Here is a 10117-nt window from a genome sequence, read left to right as displayed (position 1 = left end):
TGTCCAATCCTGTTAGGGGGCTTTAGAGAAAAAGCCCATAATCGCTACTTTTTAACCCTATAGCGGAAATTTTTTCCTCTAATTCACTATATTTTCCTATATAATTTTATATAAGGGAAATTTATTCCCTTAAACTAGGATACCTCCGACTTTCCCACCCCCCACCTTACTTCTCTCGATCATTCTTGTAAAAACGAGGCTAATATCGTTGATATGCCTACAATTGTAAATACAACTCCTCCAAAGCGTGTAGACCATAGATAGAAGGAGGAAGGTTCATCGGCTTGATTTGACTTCCAACTCTCTGTAAGCAACCAAAATACTTGCGGTTTTATGAACATCAGCAATCCTACAAGTAATAAGATGAATCCGAAAAAGGACATACCGGACGATCTCTCCTATCTTCGTTTCCTTCATTCTACCATGAAATAATAAAAGCATCAGGATTCTTTGTAATTATTTTCCATAACAAAAGGAGAAGATAAAGAAAACCGCATAAAGGAGCAAGATAGATGAGAGTGGCTATCTATGGTGCTGGCGTATCGGGATTGGCCTGTGCCTTCGAGTTGGAGCGTCTTGGTTTTGCAGGGGAGATTCATTTATTTGAGGAGAAACATGGGGTTGGTGTAGGTAATCTTTGGATAGAGTTTATCTCGGAACTATTTAACAGGCCTGTGGTAGATATGTTTGCTTATTTAGGGCAGCATCATAACCTATATCTATCTCCATTACATACAATTGAAGGATCTTTCAACTTTGGACCAACGAAGATGGCGAAGTATGACGGATATGTAGGGCACACAGTGGCCAGGGGGAATCACGAATTGTCCATAGAGAAACAAATCTTTAAACTGGTGCGCTCTCCTGTTCACTTTAATAGTCAATATACTCTAAAGGAGCTTCAGTCTGAATATGATATAGTAATCTTGGCTAGTGGGAATCTACACGACGTCCCAAGTGAAATCGGGGTAAGAGTGGATCGCTATGTTCATTTTTATCATGCGATTGTCGAGGGAGAATTTGACCCAAAGCGTGTCAAGATGTGGCTTAATCATCATTATGGTCCCCAGGGGTATGCGTATCTCATTCCCGAGAGTGAAAAATTAGCCATGATTAGTCTTACTACCCCTGTTCAAGAGTTTCAATTAGTGAAGGGGTGGAACCGATTAATAAATGAGGTGTGGGGAGATAAAATCAAGATTAGGAATTTACATGAAGTACGCAATGCTCCGTTAGGTGAGCCTATGGTTCGCCAGTATAAGAACCTATTCTTAATAGGAAATGCAGGGGGCGCCATCCTTCCTGCTATGGGTTTTGGCTTGTTTAGGGCAATCCTCAGTGGATTACTTGCCGCTGATGCGATTGTCAACAACAAGGATTATGAAGCCTTGCTAGTTAAACACAAAAAGGAGTACCAGTGGTCGTTAGCCCTTCGAAATATGTTGGAGATGCTGGACAATGAACAGTTCGATCAAGTCGTAGATGGAATGGATTCTCTTATGGGCCGCTATATGCTTAATGCTGGGAGTGTTAATTTTTTGAGAGTAGCAGGTAGACTTCTGGCCACTTTTACCAGGCAAACCAAGAAGTCCTTTCCTGTGACGGGAACCCTTCTTGAATTTGAGGGAAGAACTGTCGAAGAGAATCAGCATAGATGAATGAATAAACAGGCGAAATGGGCCTGTTTTTTTTATTGCTGCGATTAGCGGTTTTACTTGTTCGAAAGCTCTAATTATATGTATGAACCCCCTTTTTCTTAATACTGGGTACACATAAAATTAACACGTTGCTAAAACCAACTATGGTAAATTTAGACTATGTAGTTACAAAGTCCCTTCCCTATTAAATTGATCCTTTATTAATTATGGAGGTATAAAAGATGAATAAGGTTAAGTTTTCGGTTGGAAGGAAGTTGTTTCTAGCTTTTTTCTCCATATTATTGTTCATGGGTTCACTAGGTGGTTTATCCATCAACAGAATGGACTTTATGAATAGTAAGACGGAGCTCATTACCACGAGCTGGATGCCCGGAGTAGGGTCTATTAATAATATTAATTATTTGACTGAGAAGATCTTAACACTCACTTTAAGACATGTATTAATTCATGATGATAGTCAGATGGGGGCCATAGAGGAAGAACGTGAAAATCTAGTAAAAGAAATCCAAAAGCAAATGGATGTTTATCAAGAAACAATCTATCTTGAGGAGGATCAAAAGAATTTTGATCAACTAAGAGCGATATGGAACGAGTATCTACTGCTTAATTCGCAAACGATAGACCTAAGCAAAAAGGGACAGTTTGAAGAGGCAACAAGATTAATCAATACGGGCCTATCCGTTTTTAATGCTATGCAGCAACCTCTTGATAAACTGGTTGAGATTAACCATGACGGAGCGATTGCCGCGGGTGAAGATGCAAAGGTAGCTTATCAAGCAAGTAGTTATATCATTTTGGTATTATTCCTAGTATCCTTGGGTATTGCGATCTTCCTTATTGTGTTTCTATCACGTCAGATTGCACAGCCCCTGAGAAAAGTGACGGACTCTCTTAAGTCTGTTTCAATGGGAGATCTGACGGTTGTGGATGTTCAGGTCAAAAACCGAGATGAAATAGGAGAGTTAGCGGAATCCTTTAATGTGATGAAGAATAACTTGCATCAGTTGGTCTATCAGGTCGGACTGCACGCGGAACAAGTGGCGGCATCCTCTGAAGAATTAACAGCAAGTGCTGAACAAACAAGCAAAGCGACAGAGCAAATTTCATTGACGATGGAAGAGGTTGCTGCGGGCTCAGAGCAGCAGGCTTCAACTGTAGGTCAAACATCCCAATCGGTGAACGCAATGGCTAAGGCTACTTTGCAAATTGCAGCTAGTTCAAGTCAGGTTACGGCAACATCTGTTCAAGCCTCACAATTAGCACAAGAAGGGAATCGAGCTGTTCAAACCACAAGTAAACAGATGAACTCGATTCACTATACCGTAACGGACTTGGCAGGCGTAATTAAGGACCTTGGAACAAGATCAAATGAGATTGGAGCTATCGTTCAAGTCATTACCGAAATTGCTTCACAAACGAATCTATTAGCTTTAAATGCCGCAATTGAAGCAGCGCGTGCAGGGGAGAATGGTCGAGGTTTTGCTGTCGTAGCGGATGAAGTAAGGAAATTAGCGGAGCAATCAGCAGGTTCCGCTCAACAAATTGCTCAACTCATTCAATTCGTTCAACAGCAAACCGATAGAGCTGTTGACTTTATGGATAATGTAAAATTAGAGGTAACAGAAGGTATACAGATTGTTCAACAAGCAGGCACTGCCTTCGAACAGATTAGGCAATCGGTAGAGGGAGTAACGGATCAAATAAAGGATGTATCTAATGAGGCTCAGCAGATGAAGGGCACGGTAGAGGAGGTTGTTCAAGCTATTGAAGTGATAGGGGAAGTAGCTAAGGAAACCGCTGCCGGGACGCAAAATGTATCAGCCGCGACAGAAGAGCAACTAGCCTCGATGGAAGAAATCTCTTCTTCTGCCCTTGCCTTATCGAACCTGTCTGAAGAGCTGCAAAATTTAATCTCAAAGTTTAAAGTGTAAGCTAATGTGGAGGAGAGCTGTTGGGGTTCTCCTTTTTTAGTTTGTCAGCTTCCATTGAACGTTACTAACCGTTCCTCTTAGAATTATTGTATACTAAAATTAACTATACTGATCCTAGGAGTCATTTAGAAATGAACACATCGAACCATGAGAGCTTGGAGAAGGCAGCCGAGTCTATTTTAACACTGATCAGTAAGTTTATTGGAGTGAATACGTTCCTTGTTGCGACGAATGATACAGAAACAAGCTACATCATGAAGGCTTTTAACCGAGAGAAACCTCTTATTGAAGAGGGGGCTTCTCTCCCCTTTGCAGAGGCATATTGAAGACACGTTTTCTCAAGAGGCCGTGAGCCTCTAGTTATTAACGATGCAGCCGTTCATCCGATGACTTGTGATATGGCCATTACGAAGGAGTTAGGCTTAAGAGCATTCTTAGGTGTACCAATCTTCTTGAAAAATGGAACGATATTTGGAAACTTATGCGCCATGGATCAACAACCCTACTCTTTTTCCCATGAACATACGACATTGCTTCAAACCATGGCTACTTTTCTTTCTTATGTCATAGAATTAGAGAATTCCGTTATCTACGAGTCGTTGTTCGAGCATACCCTAGATGCGTCTTATCTAATAGATTTAGAAGGAAGGTTTACAACAGTCAATCCTGCTACCATAGCTTTAACGGGTTATGAGGAGCGAGAGTTGCTGAATATGTCTTTTGCTCCGATTATTGCCCCCGAGGATGTAGAGAGGGTCATAAATATATTTGATAAGGTGAAGCAGGGGGAATCCCATAAATTCGAAGCGAGGATTGAAAAAAAGGATGGAGAATTACTAGACTTAAATCTATCGGCGGTTCCTGCTGTTATTGGAAACCAGATAAAGGGCGTCATTGGTATAGCCAAAGATATAACGGAACGCAAGAGGGCGGAGAGAGAGCTCATCCAGTCTAGAGAGGAAGCGATTAAAGCGAACCAAGCGAAGTCCGAATTTCTTGCACGTATGAGTCATGAGTTACGAACCCCGATGAATGCGATCTTAGGCTTTGCCCAACTGCTAGAGATGGGAAACTTAACCTCTTCACAACGAGAAGATGTGTTGGAGATTCGTAAAGCTGGACATCATCTCTTAAATCTAATGAACGAGGTCCTTGATTTAGCAAGAATCGAGTCAGGAAAAATATCGTTGTCACTCGAACCTGTAGAACTTGCCCCTCTAGTTGAGGATTGCTTAGCATTATTGCAGCCTTTAGCAGAAGAACGGAACATTCGACTCTCCTTTCATGCAGAGAAGCACCCTCAGAAATTTGTTCAAGCGGATCGCACACGCTTGAAGCAGGTCATACTTAATCTGATTTCGAATGCGATTCGATATAATGTAGTGAACGGTATTGTTGAATTATCCTATCAACTGAACGGAATAGATCAGATAAGATTCAATGTAATGGACAAGGGGGTGGGAATACCAGATTCCGAGTTAGACTCGATATTTGAGCCCTTTTACCGTATCCAACCTAGCATATCTATTGAAGGAACAGGGGTGGGGCTGACGATAACGAAGCAGTTGGTACAATTAATGGGTGGTAAAATAGGGGTCCGTAGTAAGGTAGGAGAAGGAAGTCTGTTTTGGATTGAACTAAAGAAGGCAGAGAGCCCGTTCCAAACGAGTAGGGAGGCGCTTCATGAATCGATAGTTCAACCAGAGGTGGAAGGTTTCTTTACGATCCTTTACATTGAAGATAATGTAGCTAATGTCACTTTAGTAAAGCGAATCTTAGCGGATTACTCCCATTTTAGCTTAGTCTCGGCCCAGGAGGCAGTAACAGGAATCAACATGGCTGTGGAGAATCCTCCAGATCTTATTTTACTTGATCTTCATTTACCGGGGATGGATGGATTTGAGGCCTTACAACGCCTTCGTACGGTTCCTTCCACTCGAGAAATCCCTATTGTAGCGGTCAGCGCTAATGCCATGCCGAAGGATATTCAAGACGCGTTAAATCGGGGGTTTGAGCACTATATTACCAAGCCACTGGATGTTCCAGCATTTATAAAAACGATTACCCATCTCTTAAAGTCTAAGTCGAATACAGGCAGGGTACACCAATGGATGAACTGAAGATTGTCATTGCTGATGACGATGAGCTATCTCGGAGAATTGTTCGTCGTTTCCTAGAGACCATCCCAAATACAACACTTGTAGGAGAAGTGACGAATGGGGAGGAGCTTATGGAGCAAGTGCTGGTAGAGGAACCGAATCTAGTTCTTCTCGATATTACCATGCCTAAGCTTAGTGGCCTTGATGCGATTAGGGAATGTTTGAAGGTCTTGCCGCAATTAAAGATGATCTTTATCACAGGTCATGATCAGTATGCGGCAGAAGCTTTTAATTTGTCTGCAGTAGATTACGTGGTAAAACCGGTCGAGAGGCAGCGCTTATTTGTAGCTATAGAAAAAGCAAGACAACTTATTAAGGCACAGCAGGAAGATCGTTGGAAGGAATTTTATAACCGAAATGATATCATAAAAAAATTAATTATCCGCTCCGAACGGTCGATCTACTTTGTACCTATGAAAGAGGTACTCTTTATTGAGAAAATTGGACGGAAATCTTGGATTCACACTCACCTAAGGATGTATGAGAGCAATGAAACGCTCGGTACGCTATTTAAACGATTGGATTCTACCTTTTTTCAATCTCATCGCTCGTTTCTTATTAATCTAGAACATATTCATAGTATTAAACCGTCGGGAGAAACCTATATGGTGCATTTTCAGGACTATGAGAAGCCTGCGTTTATATCGAAGAGTAAGATGAACTTGATGTTGGAATTTATCGAACAGCATGCGCAATTACCAAGAGAAGACTAAATCTAGCTGCTGATCAACAGTTGATTGGGAGAGTTTCTGCTTCAAGGTAGCTAATCTGGAATGTAAGTAGATGGAGTAAGCCCTATTGTCCAAAAGGATGATAGGGTTTTATGTTTCTAAGGCAACGTATGAAAATAAGTTTTAATTATAAAAGTTTTTATAGTAGAATATGTGGGATATGGAGGTTGTATTAGAATGAATATCAAACTTCGAACCTACGTTGCCGCTTTATTTGCGGTGGTCATTTTCGCTTTAACAACTGTCTTGAGTTTTTCGATCGGTAAACAGTCTAGCGAAAAAGTGAAAAGGGAAATAGGGAACACGTTATCTGCAACGGCCTATCAGATGGCGGACAAACTAGATTTCTTTATGTGGTCTAGAGCGGGAGAAATTGACGTGCTAAGTCAATTAAAAGATATTAAAGATCCTAGTGACATACAAACCGTCCAGGAGCTGCTGGACCAACTCCAGGAGAGTTTTCCTGTATTTTCTTGGGTGGGATTTACAGATGTCAATGGAAAGGTACTGGCGGCTACCGGTCAGATTCTAGAAGGAGCGGATATTTCTAAACGACCAGTCTTTCAGGAAGGGATTAAAGGAAGGTTTATTGGGGATGTACATGAGGCCGTTCTTCTAGCTAAGTTGCTGCCGAACCCGAGTGGCGGACCTTTAGAGTTTGTGGATATCAGTAAAGTAGTCGTTGGCGAAAATGGAAAGCTTGTTGGAGTGTTGGCTGCGCATCTGAGCTGGGAGTGGTCGCGCCAGGTTCAAAAAGATATCTTGAAGCCATTACGAGATGAAATGGTTCATGCGGAGATTTTCGTGGTTAGTAAAAGAGATAATACGATTATTTTAGGGCCGGAGAATATGATTGGCAAACCATTGCATTTAGATAGTGTTCAACTTGCACAAAAAGGGCAGAATCACTGGTTATTGGAGACATGGCCTGATGGAAAGAAGTATCTTACCGGCTTCGCATTTGGCGGCGGTTATCAGAACTATCCTGGGCTAGGCTGGTCAACGGTCGTTCGAATTCCGGAAGAGACAGCCTTCTTGCCGGTTAAGGAGTTGCAGGAATTTATCCTTTTAATTGGAGTGGTGTGTTCTCTCCTCTTTGCTTTCATTGGCTGGTATGTTGCAGGTTTCATAACGAAACCATTACAACATATTACGCATACGGCAAACCGATTGCGGGCGGGGGAAAAAGTAGAGATTCCTTATTATAGGGGAATCAAGGATATTGAAATCCTCTCTTTGTCTCTCCGGGAATTAGTAGATTCACTGGTGCGTACCGTATCTGACTTAGGGCGAATGGAAAATTTAGCTCATCATGATAATTTGACGGGACTTCCTAATCGTATTGCTTTGGATGCCTTTTTAGATGAGTCGATGAAAAAAGCGGAGGGACAAGGACAAACGCTAAGCTTTTTATATCTTGATTTGGATGGGTTTAAACAAGTCAATGATACATACGGGCATCATACGGGGGATATACTTTTGCAGGAAGTGGCCAAAAGATTGAAAGGTTGCATCCGTGGAGATGAGGGAGTATTCCGACTTGGCGGAGATGAATTCCTAGTGGTTATTTTCACAGCAACCGATCATCATGTAGAAGGGGCAACCATTGTAGCTGAAAAGATGATTACGAGCTTAAACCAACCATTCTACCTAGGAGAAAAGCGTATTCAGGTGGGGTGCAGTATTGGAGGATCCGTATGGCCTCATGATGATAGAGAGCCTATAGCTGTCGTTCGATATGCAGATGAGGCGTTGTACACTTCAAAACGAACGGGTAAAAATAAAGTAACTTTTCATTAGAAAAGGTAAAGAAAAGGCTTGTCCTCGACAAGCCTTTTCTTATATAGTGCCCAATACGCTTTATCGCATTGGAAATAACATCTTAGTCTCAGTTCCCTCTTTGGAGCTTTCAATTGACATTGTACCGTTATGAGCTTCGACGATCCTGCGAGCAATGCTTAAACCTAATCCAATAGAATTTTCTTTCGTTGTGAAGAAAGGGGTTCCTACTTTTTCAATGATATCTCATATTAAACAAATTATATAAAGTGGTAATTTTAGAAGGAACGATGGGAACGGTGGAGTGGTTGGGCAGCTTGGTAGGGGCTTGCCCTTACCTAAGTAAACTATGGTAAGATGGAGAGGTTAGTTAAAAAGTGGAGAGAAGGGTAACGTAAATGAATGCCAACCGACTTATTCCCTTGTTAAGTTTTATTATCTTCTTTTCAGTTATGAATGGAACAATGTTTAATGTCGCGATTCCTGCCATAGCCGAACAGTTTCAATTGCTTCCATCAGAGGTCAGCTGGGTCGTAGCCGGGTATATTGTGTTTTTTGCTATTGGGTCGGTAACCTATGGAAAGTTAGCGGATATTTATCCAGTGAAAGATCTCATTACGACCGGATTGATTCTTTTTAATGTAGGATCTTTGCTTGGTTTCTTGTCTCAATGGTATGGGATGCTTATTGTGGCTCGCCTGATCCAGGCGACGGGCGCAGCCTCTATTCCCGCTCTTGGCATGATTACAGCTACACGTTACTTTCCGCCAGAATCCAGAGGGAAGGTTCTCGGTGTTATTGCTTCTACCGTGGCGTTTGCATCAGGAGTTGGACCCATCGTAGGTGGATTCATTACGGGGGCTATGCATTGGCGTTATTTATTCTTGCTTTCCCTAATCTCTCTAGTTGCAATTTCGTTCCTACGCAAGCAACTCCCAGACGAAGAGAGAAACAAGCAGGCCCACTTCGATAAACTCGGGGCCGTTTACTTAAGTTTAGGTGTTACAGGGATTCTGCTGTATTTTTCTCAGCTTAGCTGGCCTTATCTGTTTCTTGGTGTAGTATTCATCTGTTTATTTATCTTACACATCCGACGAGCCAAGGATCCATTCATTAATGCTTCCCTTTTTCTTAATAGATCTTATCGGAACGGATTAATCACTGGCTTCTTGACCGTTGGGACGGTGTTTGGCATGATGTTCCTCATTCCCATTATGCTGCAGGAAGTTAATGGATTGGAAAGTGCTAAGATTGGGCTTACCATGTTTCCAGGGGCCATGAGTGCTGCTGTTTTCGGGACAATCAGCGGCCGGTTAGCGGACCGAATTGGGAGCGTCCCTATTGTGAAGGCGGGTATTGGAATCTTAATGATCGGATATTTATTGTTATCCACTTTCGCTGGTTCACATCAATGGGTGATGGCTGCGATCTTAGTCATTTGTTATCTTGGATTTTCGGGAATCCAATCGTCGTTAGCGAACACCGTTTCTCATACGCTTAGCCGAGAACAAATTGGAGTAGGGATGGGAATGTACAATCTCGTTTTCTTTATGTCGGGAGCATTCGGTTCGACGATTGTAGGGAAGATCCTCGATTTCTCAAGTGCAGGTTCAAGCTGGAACCCTTGGGCCGTTTCACACCAAGGGGCTGTCTATAGTAATATTTTTTTGTTGTTCCTTGTCATTATTGTAATTAGTTTCGCTGTTTTTTTTGTTACTTTTTCCGTTCAGAGACGTATCGTTTCTGAGGCAAAGTAAAAATACAACTTATAGAGTAATAGCCCTGAGTATATCAATTCAAGGGCTATTTTTTTCTTCCTGCAGAACTGTCAAGAAAAATTTTATTGCAGGTGGATAATA

9 protein-coding genes and 1 pseudogene are annotated in these 10117 nt (G+C 41.9%); 8 read left to right on the top strand and 2 right to left on the bottom strand.

Features of this window, described 5'->3' with window-relative positions; genetic code table 11:
• Positions 1–179: 179 nt before the first annotated feature.
• Positions 180–383 carry a DUF6199 family natural product biosynthesis protein gene (locus tag EIZ39_RS22945; RefSeq protein ID WP_129203289.1) on the bottom strand — a complete coding sequence of 68 codons (204 nt, stop codon included), beginning with the start codon at positions 381–383 and terminating at the stop codon, positions 180–182.
• 129 nt (positions 384–512) lie between these two features.
• On the opposite strand from EIZ39_RS22945, the gene EIZ39_RS22940 reads away from it, so the two are divergent.
• The 7 genes and pseudogenes from EIZ39_RS22940 (at position 513) to EIZ39_RS22915 (ending at position 8279) form a co-directional block, all read left to right on the top strand.
• A complete protein-coding gene (locus EIZ39_RS22940; protein WP_129203287.1) occupies positions 513–1658 on the top strand; it encodes an NAD(P)/FAD-dependent oxidoreductase in 1146 nt (381 codons plus the stop codon).
• 221 nt (positions 1659–1879) lie between these two features.
• On the top strand, positions 1880–3589 hold the full coding sequence (locus tag EIZ39_RS22935) for a methyl-accepting chemotaxis protein (protein WP_129203285.1): 1710 nt from the start codon (positions 1880–1882) through the stop codon (positions 3587–3589).
• 131 nt (positions 3590–3720) lie between these two features.
• Positions 3721–3915, top strand: a complete 195-nt coding sequence (locus tag EIZ39_RS22930) for a hypothetical protein (RefSeq protein WP_129203283.1) — start codon at positions 3721–3723, stop codon at positions 3913–3915.
• 27 nt (positions 3916–3942) lie between these two features.
• Positions 3943–4149, top strand: a pseudogene (locus EIZ39_RS27610) (GAF domain-containing protein); the annotation flags it as partial.
• Positions 4132–5709, top strand: coding sequence for a hybrid sensor histidine kinase/response regulator (locus EIZ39_RS22925; protein WP_255434049.1), 1578 nt, complete (start codon positions 4132–4134; stop codon positions 5707–5709). The pseudogene EIZ39_RS27610 and the gene EIZ39_RS22925, both read left to right, overlap by 18 nt.
• Positions 5697–6461 carry a LytR/AlgR family response regulator transcription factor gene (locus EIZ39_RS22920; RefSeq protein WP_129203279.1) on the top strand — a complete coding sequence of 255 codons (765 nt, stop codon included), beginning with the start codon at positions 5697–5699 and terminating at the stop codon, positions 6459–6461. The genes EIZ39_RS22925 and EIZ39_RS22920 overlap by 13 nt, the downstream gene beginning before the upstream one ends.
• A gap of 195 nt (positions 6462–6656) precedes the next feature.
• The gene (locus EIZ39_RS22915) at positions 6657–8279 is read left to right on the top strand and encodes a sensor domain-containing diguanylate cyclase (RefSeq protein WP_129203277.1); all 1623 of its coding nucleotides are present in this window, start codon (positions 6657–6659) and stop codon (positions 8277–8279) included.
• A gap of 60 nt (positions 8280–8339) precedes the next feature.
• Here the strand turns inward: EIZ39_RS22915 and EIZ39_RS27795 are convergent, their stop codons facing one another.
• On the bottom strand, positions 8340–8498 hold the full coding sequence (locus tag EIZ39_RS27795) for an ATP-binding protein (RefSeq protein WP_368666350.1): 159 nt from the start codon (positions 8496–8498) through the stop codon (positions 8340–8342).
• A 158-nt stretch (positions 8499–8656) separates the two neighbouring features.
• On the opposite strand from EIZ39_RS27795, the gene EIZ39_RS22905 reads away from it, so the two are divergent.
• Positions 8657–10015 (top strand): MFS transporter, encoded by a 1359-nt coding sequence (locus EIZ39_RS22905; protein ID WP_129203276.1) that lies wholly within the window; start codon positions 8657–8659, stop codon positions 10013–10015.
• Positions 10016–10117 lie beyond the last annotated feature (102 nt).

Origin of the sequence: Ammoniphilus sp. CFH 90114 (assembly GCF_004123195.1) — a bacterium.
Lineage (GTDB): Bacteria > Bacillota > Bacilli > Aneurinibacillales > RAOX-1 > YIM-78166.
Note: the sequence above shows the minus strand (reverse complement) of the source record. Positions and strands in the feature narration are given on the sequence as shown.

What these genes read in the sequence shown, in the direction of transcription:
- EIZ39_RS22945 (WP_129203289.1), bottom strand. Translation starts at nt 383, where the DNA reads ATGTCCTTTTTCGGATTCATCTTATTACTTGTAGGATTGCTGATGTTC.
- EIZ39_RS22940 (WP_129203287.1), top strand. Translation starts at nt 513, where the DNA reads ATGAGAGTGGCTATCTATGGTGCTGGCGTATCGGGATTGGCCTGTGCC.
- EIZ39_RS22935 (WP_129203285.1), top strand. Translation starts at nt 1,880, where the DNA reads ATGAATAAGGTTAAGTTTTCGGTTGGAAGGAAGTTGTTTCTAGCTTTT.
- EIZ39_RS22930 (WP_129203283.1), top strand. Translation starts at nt 3,721, where the DNA reads ATGAACACATCGAACCATGAGAGCTTGGAGAAGGCAGCCGAGTCTATT.
- EIZ39_RS22925 (WP_255434049.1), top strand. Translation starts at nt 4,132, where the DNA reads ATGGCTACTTTTCTTTCTTATGTCATAGAATTAGAGAATTCCGTTATC.
- EIZ39_RS22920 (WP_129203279.1), top strand. Translation starts at nt 5,697, where the DNA reads ATGGATGAACTGAAGATTGTCATTGCTGATGACGATGAGCTATCTCGG.
- EIZ39_RS22915 (WP_129203277.1), top strand. Translation starts at nt 6,657, where the DNA reads ATGAATATCAAACTTCGAACCTACGTTGCCGCTTTATTTGCGGTGGTC.
- EIZ39_RS22905 (WP_129203276.1), top strand. Translation starts at nt 8,657, where the DNA reads ATGAATGCCAACCGACTTATTCCCTTGTTAAGTTTTATTATCTTCTTT.